Below are 16,492 nucleotides of genomic sequence, written 5' to 3'. Positions count from 1 at the left end.
GGCGCCTGGATGATCGGGATGCGCCGGCCGCAGGCCTACCCGCTGATGAGCCACCTCGCCGCGCGCGGCTGGGTGTGCGTGTCCATCGGCTACCGCGTCTCCCCCCGCCACACCTGGCCCGACCACATCGTCGACGTCAAACGGGCGCTGGCCTGGGTCAAGGAGAACATCGCGGACTACGGCGGTGATCCCGACTTCGTCGCGGTCACCGGCGGCTCGGCCGGCGGGCACCTGTGCGCGCTGGCGGCGCTGACCCCCAACGACCCGCAATTCCAGCCGGGCTTCGAGGACGCCGACACGTCGGTGGCGGCCGCCGTCCCGATCTACGGCCGCTACGACTGGTTCTCCACCGAGGGCGAGGGCCGACCCGAATTCGTCTCGCTGCTCGAAAAGTTCGTGGTGAAGCGGGAATACGACGCGCACCGCGACGTCTACGTCGACGCCTCGCCGATCCGGCGGCTGCGGGCCGACGCGCCACCGTTCTTCGTCCTGCACGGCTGCGACGATTCGCTGATTCCCGTCGGGGAGGCCCAGGAGTTCATCGAGGAGCTGCGGGCGGTGTCGAAGTCGCCGGTCGCCTACGCCGAATTGCCCAACGCGCAACACGCTTTCGACATTTTCAGTTCCCCGCGGGCGCATCGGTCCGCGGAGGCTGTCGCCCGGTTCCTGTCCTGGGTGTACGCGACGAACCCGCCCGAGCGCGACTAGGCCGGGGCTTACCCGGAACGATTCCTCCGCCGACGGCGGCTCCCCGGGTGAACGCAACCCTGGTCACTAGGGCCATAAGTCACAAATTTAGTGGCTTTAGCCTGCATCCTTCTCGGGCCGGTGCGCCGAAACTATAACGTGTTCTAGTTATGCCCTGGAGCGACTGGAGGCGTGAAGTGAGTATCGATACCGCTGGGGTCGGCATCCGAGAAATAGACGTCGGAACGTTGCCGACCCGGTTTGCCCGCGGCTGGCACTGCCTGGGCGTGGCCAAGGACTTCCTCGACGGGCAGCCGCACCCGGTCAACATCTTCGGCACCAAGCTGGTCGTCTTCGCCGACACCGAACACAACCTGCGGGTCCTCGACGCGTTCTGCCGGCACATGGGCGGGGACCTGTCACAGGGCATGGTCAAGGGCGATACGGTCGCGTGCCCGTTTCACGACTGGCGCTGGGGCGGCGACGGCAGGTGCAAGGACGTGCCCTACGCCAAGCGAACGCCGCGAACGGCGCGGACGCGCACCTGGCCCACCGAGGTGCACAACGGTCTGTTGTTCGTCTGGCACGACCATGAGGGCAGCTTGCCGTCCCCGGACTTGCAGATCCCCGACATCTCCGAGGCCGCCAGCCCCGAGTGGACCGAATGGCGGTGGCGCAGCGAGCTCATCGAGGGCTCCAACTGCCGCGAAATCGTCGACAACATCGTCGACATGGCACATTTCTTCTACATCCACTATGGCTTCCCGACGTACTTCAAGAACGTCTTCGAGGGCCACATCGCGTCGCAGTACCTGCGCACCGTCGGACGGCCCGATGTGCTGCTCGGCGGGTCGCATTACACCGGCGAGCAGACGCTCGACTCCGAGGCCTCCTACTTCGGCCCGTCGTTCATGATCAACTGGCTGCACAACAATTACGGTGGCTACAAGGTGGATTCGATCCTCGTCAACTGCCACTACCCCGTCACGCAGAACTCCTTCATGCTGCACTGGGGCATCATCGTGCGAAAGCCCGAAGGCATGGACGGCCCCGCCACCGAGAAACTGTCCAAGGCGTTCGCCGAGGGCGTCAGCATGGGCTTCCTGCAGGACGTCGAGATCTGGAAGCACAAGACGCGAATCGAAAACCCGTTGCTGGTCGAAGAGGACGGCCCGGTCTATCAGCTCCGCCGCTGGTATCAACAGTTCTATGTGGATGCCGCCGACGTCAGCCCGCAGATGACCGACCGGTTCGAGTACGAGGTGGATACCACCGCCGCGAACAAGCACTGGCACACCGAGGTGGAAGAGAACTTGCGGCCCAAGGTCGTTCAGCCGCAATAGGATTCATTGCGCGACCGGGCACCCACCGGTGTAGTCGACCTGCCAGTGCTTGATGCCGTTGAGCCAGCCCGACCGGATCCGCTCCGGCTTCGAGAGGGGAGCGAGGTCGGGCATGTGGTCGGCGATGGCGTTGAACATCAGGTTGATCGTCAACTTGGCCAGGTTGGCGCCGATGCAGTAGTGCTCGCCGGTTCCACCGAATCCGACGTGCGGGTTCGGGTTTCGTAAGATGTCGAACTCGAACGGCTCGGTGAAGACGTCCTCGTCGAAGTTGGCCGAACGGTAGAACATCAATACCCGCTGACCCTTCTTGATCGTCGCCCCCGAAAGTTTCGTGTCCTCTTTGGCGGTGCGCTGGAATGCCGTAACGGGGGTGGCCCATCGGACGATCTCGTCCGCCGCGGTCTCCGGGCGCTCCTTCTTGTACAGCTCCCACTGGTCGGGGAAGTCAGCGAATGCCATCATGCCTTGCGTGATCGAATTGCGGGTGGTCTCGTTGCCGGCGACCGCGAGCATCATCACGAAAAACCCGAACTCGTCGTCGGAGAGTTTCTCGCCGTCGATATCCGCCTGAAGCAGCGTGGAAACGATGTCATCGGCGGGGTTTTCGGCCTTGGCCTCGGCCATTTTCATCGCGTAGGCGAGCACCTCCGCCGAGGACACCTTCGGATCGACATGCGCATACTCGGGATCCTCGGCGCCGGTCATCTCGTTGGACCAGCGGAACAACTTGCCGCGGTCCTCCTGCGGTACGCCGAGCAGCCCGGCGATGGCCTGCAGCGGCAGTTCGCACGCGACCTGCTCGACGAAATCGCCGGAGGTCTCGGCGGTGGCCGCCTTGGCGATCGCCTGCGCCCGCTCATTGAGCTCGTCGTGCAGCCGGCCGATCGCGCGCGGCGTGAACCCGCGCGAAATGATCCTGCGCAGCCGGGTGTGGTGCGGAGGGTCCATGTTGAGCAGGACGAACCGCTGCAGGTCGATGTCTTCGCGGCTCATGTCGTCGGCGAAGCGCGGGATGGCGCCGTTGAGCCAGCTGGAGAAGACGTCGTTGCGCAGCGACACCTCCTTGACGTCCTTGTGCTTGGTCACCACCCAGAAGCCGCCGTCGTTGAAGCCGCCCTTGCCGATCGGCTGGTCACACCACCAGACGGGCGCGTGGTGGCGCAACTCGGCGAGCTCCTCGACGGGGAGGCGCTCGGCGTAGATGTCCGGGTCGGTCGGATCGAACCGGGGGGAAGATGCGGGCAGGTCATCTTTGGCTCCTCTCGGGTCAGACCATCGTGTCGCCGGGCGGCAGCCCGAATTCGTGGTTTCCGAAGATCATGTAGGCCCGCTCCGGATCGTTGGCGGCGTGCACGCGGCCGGCGTGTGCGTCGCGCCAGAACCGTTGCAGCGGAGCGCTATTTGCCAAGGCGGTCGCACCGGACGCGTCGAACAAGCGGTCTATCGAGGCGATGGCACGCGCCGTGGCACGCACCTGGTCACGCCGGGCCCGGGTCCGCAGCTCGAACGGGACCTCCTGACCCGCCACCAGGCACGAGTACTCGTCGGCGACATTGCCGATCAGTTGTCGCCACGCGGCGTCGATGTCGCTGGCGGCCTCGGCGATGCGCACCTTGGCGAAGGGGTCGTCTTTCGACTTCTCGCCCGCGAAGGCGGCGCGCACCCGCTGGCCTTGATGCTCGACGTGCGATTCGTAGGCGCCGTAGGCCATGCCCACGATGGGGGCGGTGATCGTGGTGGGATGCATGGTGCCCCAGGGCATCTTGTAGACCGGATCGGTGTTGGCCAGCAACCCGCCGGCGGTGTGGTCGTTCATCGACCTGTAAGACAGGAAGCGATGCCGCGGCACGAACACATCCTTGATGTGCAGCGTGTTGCTGCCGGTGCCCTTCAGTCCGACGACATGCCAGACGTCGTCGATGCGGTAATCGCTGACCGGGATCAAGAAGCTGCCGAAGTCGACCGGCTGGCCGTCCTTGATCACCGGGCCGCCGACGAACGTCCACGTGGCGTGGTCGCAACCCGACGACCAATTCCACGAACCGTTGACCAGATAGCCGCCGTCGACCACCAGACCGGCGCCCATCGGGGCGTACGACGAGGAGATCCGCACGCTCGGGTCCTCGCCCCATAAATCCTGTTGGGCTTGCTGGTCGAATTGCGCCGCGTGCCAGTTGTGCACGCCGAGGATCGACGCCACCCAACCCGTAGACCCGCACGCACTGGCCAAGCGCCGGACGGCCTCGAAGAAGATTGTCGGATCGCACTGCATCCCACCCCACTGCGCGGGCTGCAGCAGCCGGAAGAAGCCGATTTCCCGGAGCTCGCTGACGGTGGCGTCCGGCAGCCGCCGCAGCTCCTCCGTTTCCGGTGCCCGCTGCCGCAGCTTGGGCAACAGATCGTCGATGGCGGCCAGGACGGACTGGGTATCAAGAATGGGCGTCACTGCTTTCCTCCACATCGCGCACCTAGCCACGGACTAGAGAGCGTTGCAATTTTGGTCAGTATTTTGATGTTGTCGCTGTGTATCGCGATAAAACACGAACTGTAACTTGTTCTAGTTATTGCCACGGGCGGCGCCGACGCTAGGGCAAAAAGTCCCTAACTGTGCTCGCCCGAGTGCGGCGGGCGGGGGGAACGTCGTCGCGGATTCGATCGGCAGCGCGCCGCGGACCTGGGATGGGAATCGAGAACTCAAGCGGGCCAACGAGATCTGCGAATGCGTTCGCCACCCTCGGCCCCTTCGGGTCTCGCGGCCCGCGTAACGGCCATCACCGAACGCCTTGGCGATTCGATGGTTTCCGGCTCACTCCCGGGTGGCAGCCTTCTCCAGTTCGGTGAGCGCCGGCTCGATGCGGTCGGCCATGTCGTCGATGTCGTTGGCGACCTCGGGCGTCGTCACGAAGCCGAAGTCCAGGTAGTCGGTGTAGGAGAAGCAGGTGATGTTCAGGGCGACGTCCATGACGGGCGGCCCCAGCGGCACCAGCGAATCCAGTTTGGCGCCGGCCATGTACAGCGGGAACGGTGGGCCCGGCACGTTGGACACAACCAGGTTGATGGGGGCCAGGTTTCGCGACAGCCCGCTAGCCGTGTAGGCGCGGGCGGCCAACTGCAGCAGCCCCGGCGGGGTGGTCTCGGTCAGCCCCATGATCTGGTGCGCCGACAACGCCTTGGCCATCAGCTTGGCGTTCTGGGTGCTCTCGTGGATGGCCCGGAGCCGCTCGGCGGGGTCCTCGACGTCGGTGGCCAGCGACACGGTCATCGAGCTCACCTGGTTGCCGACGTCGTCCTTGTTCTCGTCGGTCCGGGTGGAGACGGGGATCTGGGCGATCAGCGGTTTGGCGGGCAGCTCGCCCCGCTTCTGCAGGTACTCGCGGGCGGCACCGGCCACCAGCGCCAGCACGACGTCGTTGAGCTTGACGCCATAGGCATCCTTGACGGCCTTGGCCCGGGCCAGCTCCACGCGGCAGCCGGTGATCCGGCGGTGCGGCGACACGGGCGCGTTGAACCGGGTCTTGGGCGCTTCGAAATAGCGCGGGGGCCTGCCGCTCACACCGAGCGCGGCGATCTGCTGGCGCACCGTCTGCTCCACCAGTCGGGCGATGCGGAAGGGCGTCTTGACGCCGACGTTGATGAGCGCGCCCACCGCCCGCCGCTCTATGCCCGGAATCCGGTTGCCGACCAGGGATCCCACCGTTTCCTGTTGCGGTGGTCGAGGTTCCGGGGTGATGTCCAAGAGAATTTCGCCCAGCCCGGCTCCCGAGACGCCATCGACGATGGCGTGGTGCATCTTGGTCAGCGAAGCGATCCGGCCACCCTCGACCCCCTCGATCACCCACATCTCCCACAGCGGCCGCGCACGATCCAGCTTGTAGGACATCAACCGGCCGACCAGCTCCTCGAGCTCGCGCCGGCCGCCGGGCGCTGGGACGGCGATGCGGCGGATGTGGAAGTCGGGGTCCAGGTCCTCGTCCTCGACGAACCACGGCCGGTCCAGCCCGAGCGGCGCCCCGGTGACCCGCCACCGCAGCTGCGGCAGCTCCGGCAGCCGTTCGATGATCAGTTCGCGCAGCCGCTGGAAGTTGTACTCCGGTGCGTCCTTCGGGTCGCAGATCGCGAGCGCGCCCACATGCATGTGCCAGCCCGCAGTCTCGGCTGACCAGAACGCCGCATCAACACTCGAGAGCCGTTTCATCCCCCGACCGTAGCCCCCCGACCCCCGTCGCGACCAGCAATGGCAAACAAACTACCCGCAGGCTGAGCCGGGCGCGCATCCGCCCGGTCGCCAGGTCGTTGCGACCGCCTGCGCCGTTCGGGACCGGTCCCGAGGAGCCCGCCGCGCAAAGGTGCCGACGGACGCCGGCGGGCACCGCCGGCACGCGAGGTCCGCGGTTGACGTCATGCGTCGCGCGCACAGCGGCGGCGAATGACGGGAACCCTTGCGCCGCAACTCGTCGGCCGCGGATGGCTCACTGGCTTCGATCGACGGGACTCGCTTGCGGACTCGGCCATGGGGGGCTTGGCATCGACCGAGTCCACGCCCTGGGGACCGACAAGGCCCCCACCGCTGCGCGGTTACCGACGCTCACACGCGTCGCGGCGTCGTCCGCGCCGGACGCGGTAACCCACCGGGACCGCACGGCCGAGGCCCTATCCAGCGCGGCGGCCTTGTTGAGGGAACTCAGGTGGTTGAGCGCGACGTCCAGCGGCGCCGACAGTGAACTCAACCTGGACAGGGCCGCCGTTTTCGGCAGCAGGGCCACGTCGAAGGAGGCCAGCGGCGAGGAGGCCAGCGCATCGAGCGCTTCGGAGATGGTCGAGATCACCTGCGCCCCAGTCGATATGACCTCCGGCGCCACCGTCAGACGCCATCGACGGGACGGCTCGGTGACCGCCGCAGCGTGGCGCGTCGTCTCGCTCAGACGAGCGCAAGGCGAACTGAATGGTGTAAGCGTGATGGCCGCCGAGGCGCGGGCGTAGGCAACCAGAGCGGCGGTGTCTTGGGCCCACATCCGATCGTAGTCGGCGTCGGCGTCGGCGATGGCCGGACTCAGCTGGCCTAGGCAGTTCGCCGCGGCCAGCCGGATCCGCCGCAGCCGGTTGGCGATGATCGCACCAGGCGCCGCTGCCGCCGCACGGGTCAGACCGTAAGCGCTTGCGGCCGCCCCGGCCTGGGTGGCCGTCTGCCGGGCCTGGGCAGCGGTGGCGTCGAGCCACGCCGCGTGGGCCGCGAGGGCTTGAGTTATCGCCCTCACCGAAGCGTTCTGTTCCGCCACACCCAGCTCGGAGATCACCGCCCGGTATTTCTCTGCCATCTCACCGAGTTGAGCAGCGAGCACTTCCCACGCCCTGGCGGCTTCCATCATCGATTCGGCGCCGGGCCCCGAATGCATTCGACCGGAAATGGCTTCCGGCGGCAGGGCACCGGAATCCAGCACCGGCTCCAGCTCAATGGCTGGCGACTTGTGTTGCGACATCGGGTTTTTCTCTGCGACGGGGGAACGTGAGTGCTTATCGACCGCGACTCATACCGCGGCGTTGGCTACTTGGGGTTTCAGGCACCGCCTAGCTCTTCGCGGAAGCGTCGAGTTGTCGCGGGCAGAACGACTTCGCTGATATCGTCGCGAACTGGGCGGCACCGTTGGTCGTCAGCGCGGGATTGTTGTCCCGCAGGTCATTGAGCAGCTGAAGGCCGGACACGCCACGAGAGATCAGGCCGCACACCGCCTTTCCGGCGGCGACGGCTTGATCGGGGTCCGCGAAACTGATCCCCACCCTGTGCAGGTCGGCGATGAAGACCTCGTTGTTCTCGTCGGTCGCCGCTTCGTCCTCCCCGGGGATGGCGTGCGCGGGCGCCGCGGCAACGATGCCCAGCGACACACCGAGAAGCGCTAACAACAGTCTCATCAGTCCTCCTTCGTGCGGATTGCCCGCTATGGCCCGGCCCGGCCCGCGATCACGACGCGAAACCCGTTGCGCCCCAACTATCCCGACTTGGCTTCGGCGCCGCCGACCGCGACCTCCGCGCCGTCCGTCACGTGCACGGCGTGCACGCCCGGCGTCGTTCTGAGTTTGGCGACCAGGTCATCGAGCCCGGCCTCGTCGACGTTCCAGTGCTGCACCTGGTCGGGCATCTCCTGGAGCTGGGCGATGATGCGGTCGAGCTTGACCGGTGGGGTGCGCCGCTCGCCGGTGCCGACGCGGGGCTGCTGGATGCCGGTTGAACTGACCACGCGCGCCGCCGGGCCGCCCAGCGCGCCACCGGCCAGGCTGCCCAGCGTCGCCTCGTTGACCAGGCCGGGGACATCCGCCGCCGCGGCCGCGGCCACGCTGGTGCCGGGCAGAGCCGCCAGCCGGACCGCCGGGGCGGCGGTCGCCCAGCCGGGCGGCACCGAAAGCTTCCCCACCGTCGGCGCGTTGCCCAGCACCGCCGACACCGGTTTGGCCGCGACCCCGGCGGCGACGTGGCCCGGCGACGCCAGACCGGCGCCCAGCGAGGTTTTCGACATCGCGGCGCTCCACGGCGCGTAGATGAAGAAGTTCTTCCACTGCGACACGCCCAGGCCGATGCTGGCGTTGGTGACGTTGGTCCACGTTGCCTGGGTGCCGATCTGGGAAATGCTGGAATACAACGTTTCCCACAGGGGTGCGACGTCCGGGCTCCCCGTGACTCCCCCGATCAGCTGCTGCCAGAACTTGGTGTATTGGCCGGTGAGCGAGGTGAGGTAGTCCTCTATCTGCTTCAGCCAGGACGACAACGACGTGGGCTCTGACGCGGCCGTGGCGGCCGCCTGGGCCGCCGGCCCGCCGTCGTTGGTGGTGGCCGGCGCCCCCTCGAAAGCGGTCAGCTCACCGGCCGATTCCGACGCGCCGGCGTAGCTGAACATGGCGGCGACATCCTGGGCCCACATCTGGCCGTACTCGTCTTCGATCGCCGCGATCGCCGCGTCGTTCTGCCCCAGTAGGTTCGTCTGCAACAGTTCGGCCAACGCGATGCGGTTCGCCGCGACGAGCTGCGGCGGCACGGTCGCGGCCAAGGCGGCTTCGTAGGCGGCGGCCGCGGCGCGGGCCTGGGCGCCGGTCTGCTCGGCTTGGCCCGCGGTGGTCGAGATCCACGCGAGATACGGTGCTACCGCCGCGGCCATCGACTCCGACGACGGACCCTGCCAGGCCTCGCCGACGAGGTCCGAGATCACCGTGCCGTAAGAGGCGGCGGTGGAGTGCAACTCGGCGGCCAGCGTGTCCCAGGCCGCGGCGGCGGCCAGCAGCGGCCCGGCGCCCGGGCCCGCATAGATCTGGGTGGAGATCACCTCCGGTGGCAGCGTTGCGAAATCGCTGAAGACCATTGCCGCACCCTTTCTTATTTGGCGTTCGGCGGGATCACGATGACGGTGGACGTGGTCGCGATGTCGTCGACGGCGACGGCACCCGGCACGCGAACGGTCGACCCGGCGACCGCGCGAGTCGCGGTGTCCCCCATGGCACGTCCGGCCAGACTTGACAGGGCAGCCGGGCCGAACATCCCTTGTTGGCCGTTCACGGCCATCGCGGGAGCGGCTTCCACGATCGTCTCCGGCAGCTCGGCCGCCACCGCGCGGATCGCGGGAACGGCAGAAGCCCAATTCGCCGGCACCGACAACGACCCGACCAGCCCGGCCTGACTCGTCGCGGCCGAAACCGGACTCGCACTCGACAACGCGGCCGCTCCGGTCAGCAGGTCGCTGCGCAGCAGCGGCGCAAGGACCCCGGTGAGCGCTTTGGGGTGCAATAGCGGCCCGATACCTTGGATGCCCGTCCCCACGCTCGGGATGCTGAGGGCGATCTGGTACCAGTTCTTCGCGAGGTTGGCCACCCCGAGCGGGGTGTACGGGCCGGAGATCGTGCCCATGATGCTGTTGAAGGTCTTCAGGATCCCGGTGATGTCCGCCAGGCCCAACGGCAGGGCGGCCGCCGGAGTCGTCACCGCGTTCGCGCTCACCGCGAGGCTTTGCACCCCGGCCGGCGCCTGCGAAACCGCTTCCGAGAGCGCAGATTCCACCTCCGAGGCGCTCGACGACCCGAGCGCGGAGGCCACCGCGGCCGACTGGTCGGCCTCCGCGCTGCCGTCGGTGGTCGGCGCCGGCGCCGCGAACGGTGTCAGTTGCGCCGCCGCCGCCGACGAGGCGGCATAGGCATACATGGCGCCCGCGTCCTGCGCCCACATCTCGGCGTACTGCGCCTCGGTGGCCGCGATCGCCGGGGTGTTTTGACCCAGGATGTTGGTCGCGATCAGCGAGGCCAGCAAGGCCCGGTTGGCCGCGACCACCGGGGGCGGGACGGTGGCCGCGAAGACGGCTTCGTAGGCGGCCGCGGCCGCCTTGGCCTGCACGGCGGTCTGCTCGGCCTGCACGGCGGTACCGTCTAGCCACGCGATGTAGGTCGTCGCCGCGGTCGACATCGCCGTCGACGCGGGCCCGCGCCAGAGGACTCTCAGCTCCGAGATCGTGGAACCGTAAGACCTTGCTGCCGAACGTAATTCGGCCGCCAAACCGTCCCAGGAAGCCGCCGCCGCCAGCAGCGGCGCCGGCCCCGGCCCTGAATAGACCCTGCCGGAGTTGATCTCCGGCGGTAACGCCCCGAAATCCATGCCATCCTCCGCCTCCGGCAGTGTCGCCACCGCCGGCCCTGTGCTTGCGTCCGCCGACCAGCCGAACGCCGCCAATCGAGCCCTTCGTGCCGCCGCCGAAAACGGGATAAGAGAATTTGCTGGCGAGCGGGCGATTCCTTGCAGACAGGACACTAGCCAGCCGCGGCCGAAGTGCCTTCCGTCCGACGCGCCCGGTTCGGCACCGTCGCGGCGGCCGGGGTGGACGACCGCTTCTGGGTGGGCCCGGCACGCAAAACGGCGATAAACCTCCCTACCTCGCGCGAATCGGACAAGGCGACCGCATGAATACTTGGTGAAAATGCGAGTGGGAAGCCCGGGAAGCGCCGGCGGATGAATAAAAATCTCACGAGCATAAATTGCGATCACGGCGAAATGAGACCGCTGCCGGACGCCTCCACGGGACGGGGCGACGGAGCAGTACCTGCCATGAGTTGCGTCCGGCCCCACCGGATTCGCCGTGGCACGGGTTATCTGCGCCCGCGTCACTCACCGGCGGCAGACACGTCCGAAACTCATATGATCTTCAGAGAAGATATGTGCGTTGTATGAATTCGCCAGTCACCGGCTTGCGTAACAGCGGAGCGGGCGTGCCGCAGTCAGCCGCCTAAGCGCCCGAAATGGGATTGCATGTCACCAAAGAGCGAATTTATGAATTACATGATCTATGTGAATTGAATGTGGAATGTAGATCAGCGCTGCCAGTCCCGGATTGTTTGGCACCAATCACGCGGGGCAAGCATTGCCGGCGTGATCACTCATGCGCTCGAACGGGATTTGCCAGGGACAGGGCGGCGGTTAGCTCAGCGTCGCGCCCCCGCTACAAGCCGTTGTCCGGGTCAAGCGTCTTCCAGCAGATCGGGCGTGACCGCCGATTCGGTGTCCGGGATGCCCTCGATCTTCGCCTTGCGGTCGGCCATCGACAGCAGTCGCCGAATTCGGCCCGCCACAGCGTCTTTCGTCATCGGCGGATCGGCGAGCCGGCCGAGCTCCTCCAGCGACGCCTGCCGGTGCTCGACCCGCAGCTTGCCGGCCGAGGCCAGGTGGTCGGGGACGGTGTCGCCGAGGATCTCGAGTGCGCGTTCCACCCGGGCGGCCGCCGCGACCGCGGCCCGGGCCGAGCGGCGCAGGTTGGCGTCGTCGAAGTTGGCGAGGCGGTTGGCCGTCGCCCGCACCTCGCGGCGCATCCGGCGCTCCTCCCAGATGAGCCGGGTGTCCTGGGCGCCCATCCGGGTCAGCAACGCGCCGATCGCCTCGCCGTCACGCACCACCACCCGGTCGGCGCCGCGGACCTCGCGGGCCTTCGCGCTGACCCCGAGCCGGCGCGCCGCGCCCACCAGCGCCAGGGCGGCCTCCGGGCCGGGGCAGCTGACCTCCAGGGCCGACGACCGTCCCGGCTCGGTCAGCGAACCGTGCGCCAGGAAGGCCCCGCGCCAGGCGGCTTCGGCGTCGGCGACGCTGCCGCCCACGACTTGGGCGGGCAGACCGCGCACCGGCCGGCCGCGGTTGTCGAGCAGTCCGGTCTGGCGGGCCAGCGCCTCACCGTCGTTGGCCACCCGCAGCACGTAGCGGGTGGTCTTGCGAATCCCGCTGGCCGACAACACATGCACGACGGCGTTGTAGCCGTAGAGCTCGAAGATGTCCTTGCGTAGCCGGCGCGCGACGTTGCCGAGGTCCACCTCGGCCTCCACCACCACGCGACCGCCGACGATGTGCAACCCGCCGGCGAACCTGAGCAGCGACGTGACCTCCGCCCGGCGCGCGCTGACCGACTTCACGACCAGGCGGCTGAGCTCGTCCTTGACTTCGGTCGTCATCGCCACGCGTCGTCACCCCTTGGTCCGCTGCCAGCCGGTCCGCTCCCACCGGTCTGTGGACTTGCACTGTCGACCCGAATATCCGCGGTGGCCGTGACCGGAGGCGCTCCCGGAGCCTTGTGGGCCGTCCGGACCCCGTCCAGGGCCGCCGCGAGTTTGCCCGGATCATGTAAAGGTGTACCAGGTCTGGCCACATCGGCGAAGTGGACCTCGGCTTGAAGCAGCATCGCGGTGCGGCGCAGGTGCTCCCGCTCCCGCTCGCCGGGCACCCGTTCGGCGTCGATGATGATGTCGTGCACGGTGAACCCCGGTGCGTGCTGGGCCAACACGTGCAGATGACGTTCGACGGAGAAGCCCGCCGTCTCCCCCGGCTCGGCCACCAGATTGAGCACCAGCGCCCGACGGGCCGTGGTCGCCCGCAGCGCCGCAGCCAGGCCCGGCACCAGGACATGCGGGATCACGCTGGTGAACCACGAGCCGGGACCCAGCACCACCAGGTCGGCGGCCATGATGGCGTCGACGGCCTGCCGGGTCGCCGGCGGGTCGGACGGGAGCAGCCGCACCCGGCGCACCTTGCCCGGGGTGGTGGCGATCGCCACCTGGCCGCGAATGAGCCGGAACATCCGCGGATCGGTCTCCAGGCCGGAGACGTCGGCCTCGATCTGCAACGCGATCGGGCACATCGGCAGGACGCGGCCCTTGACGCCCAGGATGCGGCCGAGCTCGTCGAGGGCGGCCACCGGATCGGCCAGCACCTCGGACAGCCCGGCGAGCAGCAGGTTGCCGATCGGGTGCCCGGCCAACGCCCCGTTGCCGCCGAATCGGTGTTGCAGGATGGTCGCCCACAGCCGCCCGTGGGGGCTGTCAGATGCCAGGGCCGCCAACGCCATTCGCAGGTCGCCCGGTGGCACCACATCCAATTCGCTACGCAGCCGCCCCGACGAACCGCCGTCGTCCGCGACGGTCACCACGGCGGTCACGTGTGGGGTGAGCCGGCGGGCCGCGGACAGCGTCGCGTACAGGCCGTGGCCGCCGCCCAGGGCGACGATGCCGTGATTCGTCGGCCCGCTCATTCGCGGCCCAGATCCCGGTGCAGCACCCGCACCGACAGTTGAGGATTGGCCTTCAGCAGCCCCATCAGCGCCTCGGCGATCGCGACACTGCGATGCTTGCCGCCGGTGCAGCCGATCGCCACCGTCATGTAGCGCTTGCCCTCCCGGCGGTAGCCGTCGACGACCAGGGACAGCAACCGGTGGTAGGCGTCGAGGAAGTCCGCGGCCCCGGGCTGACTCAAAACGTACTCGCTCACCGCGGGGTCCTGCCCGGTGAGCGGGCGCAGCTCGTCGACCCAGTGCGGGTTGGGCAGGAAACGTACGTCCATCACCATGTCGGCGTCCATCGGCAGGCCGTACTTGAAGCCAAACGATTCGACGGTGACGCTGATCGACGTGCCGGCGTCGCCGCCGAACGCGCGCTCGATGCTCTCCCGCAACCCGCGCACGGACAGGGTCGACGTGTCGATGATCAGATCGGCCGTGGCGCGCACCTGGGCCAGCATCCGGCGCTCGGCGGCGATGCCCTCCGCCAGGGTCGCCTCGCCCTGCAACGGGTGGCTGCGGCGGTTCTGCTCGTAGCGGCGCACCAGCATGTCGTCGGAGGCCTCCATGAACACCACGCGCGGGGTGATGTTGCGGGTGGCCAACTCGTTGCGCACCTCGTCGAGGTCGCCGGTGAAGCCGCGCGACCGCACGTCCATCACCACCGCCAACCGGGTGATCCGAGATCCTGCGTCCATGCCGAAGTCCACCATCCGCGTGATCAGCTGGGGCGGCAGGTTGTCGGCCACGTACCAGCCCAGGTCCTCGAGCACCTTGGCCGCGGTACCCCGCCCGGCGCCCGACAATCCGGTCACCAGAACGACGTCGATGCCGGCCCCGCCTTCGGGGCGGGCCTCCACCGGGTGGCCCTCGGCCACTTCACCCGTCATTCGGCTTCTCCGGGCTGCTCCGGTCGCAGCGCCTCCAGAACGGCGGTGGCGGTGGCCACACCGATTCCGGGAACGGCCGTGATCTGGTCGACGGTGGCCTCCTTGAGGCGGGCTATGGATCCGAAATGGGTTACCAGCGCCTTGCGGCGATGTTCCCCCAATCCTGGCACCGAATCCAGCGCTGAGGCGGTCATTCGCTTAGATCGCTTGCTGCGATGGTAGGTGATGGCGAACCGATGCGCCTCGTCGCGAATTCGTTGCAGCAGATAAAGCCCTTCGCTGTTGCGCGGCATGATGACGGGGTCCGGCTCGGAGGGCACCCATATCTCTTCCAGGCGCTTGGCCAGGCCGATCACCGCGACATCGGTGATGCCGAGGTCTTCGAGCACGGCGCTGGCCGCGTTGACCTGCGGCGCGCCACCGTCGACGACGTAGAGGTTGGGCGGATAGGCGAATCGGCGCGACTTCCCTTCGGGGGAAAGCATATTCGGGTCGTTCTGTTCGCTGAGGTGTCGCGCGAACCGGCGGCGGGTCACCTCGGCGATCGAGGCGACGTCGTCGGAGCGTCCCTGCCCGGCGGCCTCCCGGATCCCGAAGTGGCGGTAGTCCGACTTGCGTGGCAGGCCGTCCTCGAACACCACCAACGAGCCCACCACGTCGGTGCCCTGCACGTGGCTGATGTCGACGCATTCGATGCGCAGCGGCGCGTCGGCCAGCCCCAGCGCCTCCTGAATGTTCTGCAGCGCAGCAGATCTGGCGTTGAAGTCGCCGGCACGCCTCAGCTTGTGTTGTTGCAGAGCCTCTTTGGCGTTGCGTTGCACCGTCTCGGCCAGCGCCCGTTTGTCACCACGGCGCGGCACCCGCAGCACGACCCGGGAGCCACGCAGGCCGGAGAGCCAGCTGGCCAGTTCATCGGAGTTGGACGGCAGGCAGGGCACCAGCACCTCGCGCGGCACCGGGTTGGCGGCTTCGTCGGCCCCTTGGTTGTCGTGGCCACCCAGTTCGGCCTGCTCCCCGTAGAACTGCGTCAGGAACTGCTCCACCAACTGCTCCTCGCCGGAATCACCGGCCTCCGCGGACTTTTCGACGATCCAGCCGCGCTGGCCGCGCACCCGGCCGCCGCGGACGTGAAACACCTGAACCGCGGCCTCCAACTCGTCGTCGGCGAAGGCGACGACGTCGGCGTCGGTGCCGTCACCGAGCACCACCGCCTGCTTCTCCATCGCGCGCTTGAGCGCCCCCAGGTCGTCCCGCAGCCGCGCGGCGCGCTCGAAGTCGAGTTCGTCGGATGCGGCCTGCATCCGCTGTTCCAGCTCGCGGGCGAAGCGGTCGGTCTTGCCGGACAGGAAGTCGCAGAAGTCGTCCACGATCTGGCGGTGCTGCTCGGCGCTGACCCGCCCGATACAGGGCGCCGAGCATTTGTCGATGTAGCCGAGCAGGCACGGACGGTCGATCTGCTTGTGCCGCTTGAACACACCGGCCGAGCACGTGCGGGCCGGGAAAACGCGGGTGAGCAGGTCCAGCGTCTCCCGGATCGCCCAGGCGTGGGAGTAGGGCCCGAAATAGCGGACCCCCTTGCGGCGCGGACCGCGATAGACCATCAGCCGCGGAAATTCCTCGTTGAGGGTGACGGCCAGCACCGGGTACGACTTGTCGTCGCGGTAGCGGACGTTGAAGCGGGGGTCGAACTCTTTGATCCAGTTGTATTCGAGCTGCAACGCCTCGACTTCGGTGTTGACCACGGTCCACTCGACCTTGGCGGCGGTGGTCACCATCTGCCGGGTGCGCGGATGCAGGCTTGCGATGTCGGCGAAGTAGGACGTCAGCCTGCTGCGCAGGCTCTTGGCCTTCCCGACGTAGATGACTCGCCCGTGCGCGTCCCGGAATCGGTAGACGCCCGGCTCGACCGGGATGGACCCGGGCGGGGGACGGTACGTGGCGGGATCTGGCACTCATCCAGGCTAGTAGCCGCCCAGGACACGCCGGCGCCGCGGGAGCACGGCTCGACGCG

General features: G+C 68.0%; 13 protein-coding genes. 2 read left to right on the top strand and 11 right to left on the bottom strand.

The features are described from left to right. Together A9X03_RS05055 and A9X03_RS05050 are read left to right on the top strand one after the other, a co-directional pair. The coding region (locus A9X03_RS05055; RefSeq protein ID WP_156746474.1) for an alpha/beta hydrolase at window positions 1–708 on the top strand (708 nt) is incomplete at its 5' end. Between the two features lie 176 nt (window positions 709–884). Continuing rightward, window positions 885–2,030, top strand: coding sequence for a Rieske 2Fe-2S domain-containing protein (locus tag A9X03_RS05050; protein ID WP_068259934.1), 1,146 nt, complete (start codon window positions 885–887; stop codon window positions 2,028–2,030). A gap of 3 nt (window positions 2,031–2,033) precedes the next feature. On the opposite strand, the gene A9X03_RS05045 is transcribed toward A9X03_RS05050, so the two are convergent. The 11 genes from A9X03_RS05045 to uvrC all read right to left on the bottom strand — a co-directional run bounded on the left by A9X03_RS05045 (window position 2,034) and on the right by uvrC (window position 16,433). Continuing rightward, window positions 2,034–3,278 carry a cytochrome P450 gene (locus A9X03_RS05045; RefSeq protein ID WP_068259932.1) on the bottom strand — a complete coding sequence of 415 codons (1,245 nt, stop codon included), beginning with the start codon at window positions 3,276–3,278 and terminating at the stop codon, window positions 2,034–2,036. A gap of 22 nt (window positions 3,279–3,300) precedes the next feature. Continuing rightward, window positions 3,301–4,479: a 3-hydroxy-9,10-secoandrosta-1,3,5(10)-triene-9,17-dione monooxygenase oxygenase subunit gene (gene hsaA, locus A9X03_RS05040; RefSeq protein WP_068259930.1), complete on the bottom strand. Its 1,179-nt coding sequence runs from the start codon at window positions 4,477–4,479 to the stop codon at window positions 3,301–3,303. Window positions 4,480–4,839: 360 nt separating this feature from the next. Further along, the gene (locus A9X03_RS05035) at window positions 4,840–6,228 is read right to left on the bottom strand and encodes a wax ester/triacylglycerol synthase family O-acyltransferase (protein WP_067752991.1); all 1,389 of its coding nucleotides are present in this window, start codon (window positions 6,226–6,228) and stop codon (window positions 4,840–4,842) included. A gap of 274 nt (window positions 6,229–6,502) precedes the next feature. After that, entirely contained in the window at window positions 6,503–7,510 is a 1,008-nt protein-coding gene (locus tag A9X03_RS05030; RefSeq protein ID WP_156746472.1) for a PPE family protein, read from the bottom strand. Between the two features lie 88 nt (window positions 7,511–7,598). Then, the gene (locus A9X03_RS05025; RefSeq protein WP_067752988.1) at window positions 7,599–7,940 is read right to left on the bottom strand and encodes a DUF732 domain-containing protein; all 342 of its coding nucleotides are present in this window, start codon (window positions 7,938–7,940) and stop codon (window positions 7,599–7,601) included. A 77-nt stretch (window positions 7,941–8,017) separates the two neighbouring features. After that, complete coding sequence (locus A9X03_RS05020) at window positions 8,018–9,379, bottom strand: PPE family protein (protein ID WP_068016183.1); 1,362 nt, start codon at window positions 9,377–9,379, stop codon at window positions 8,018–8,020. Window positions 9,380–9,393: 14 nt separating this feature from the next. Continuing rightward, a complete protein-coding gene (locus tag A9X03_RS05015; RefSeq protein ID WP_068259939.1) occupies window positions 9,394–10,659 on the bottom strand; it encodes a PPE family protein in 1,266 nt (421 codons plus the stop codon). Window positions 10,660–11,516: 857 nt separating this feature from the next. After that, complete coding sequence (whiA, locus tag A9X03_RS05010) at window positions 11,517–12,494, bottom strand: DNA-binding protein WhiA (RefSeq protein WP_139272911.1); 978 nt, start codon at window positions 12,492–12,494, stop codon at window positions 11,517–11,519. Next, window positions 12,491–13,567: a uridine diphosphate-N-acetylglucosamine-binding protein YvcK gene (gene yvcK / locus A9X03_RS05005; protein WP_067752982.1), complete on the bottom strand. Its 1,077-nt coding sequence runs from the start codon at window positions 13,565–13,567 to the stop codon at window positions 12,491–12,493. The genes whiA and yvcK overlap by 4 nt, the downstream gene beginning before the upstream one ends. Next, complete coding sequence (rapZ, locus tag A9X03_RS05000) at window positions 13,564–14,481, bottom strand: RNase adapter RapZ (RefSeq protein WP_067752979.1); 918 nt, start codon at window positions 14,479–14,481, stop codon at window positions 13,564–13,566. Before rapZ ends, yvcK begins: the two co-directional genes overlap by 4 nt. Continuing rightward, a complete protein-coding gene (uvrC, locus tag A9X03_RS04995; protein WP_067752976.1) occupies window positions 14,478–16,433 on the bottom strand; it encodes an excinuclease ABC subunit UvrC in 1,956 nt (651 codons plus the stop codon). The genes rapZ and uvrC overlap by 4 nt, the downstream gene beginning before the upstream one ends. Window positions 16,434–16,492: the final 59 nt, after the last annotated feature.

It is taken from the genome of Mycobacterium sp. E1715, assembly GCF_001667625.1.
Lineage (GTDB): Bacteria > Actinomycetota > Actinomycetes > Mycobacteriales > Mycobacteriaceae > Mycobacterium.
Note: the sequence above shows the minus strand (reverse complement) of the source record. Positions and strands in the feature narration are given on the sequence as shown.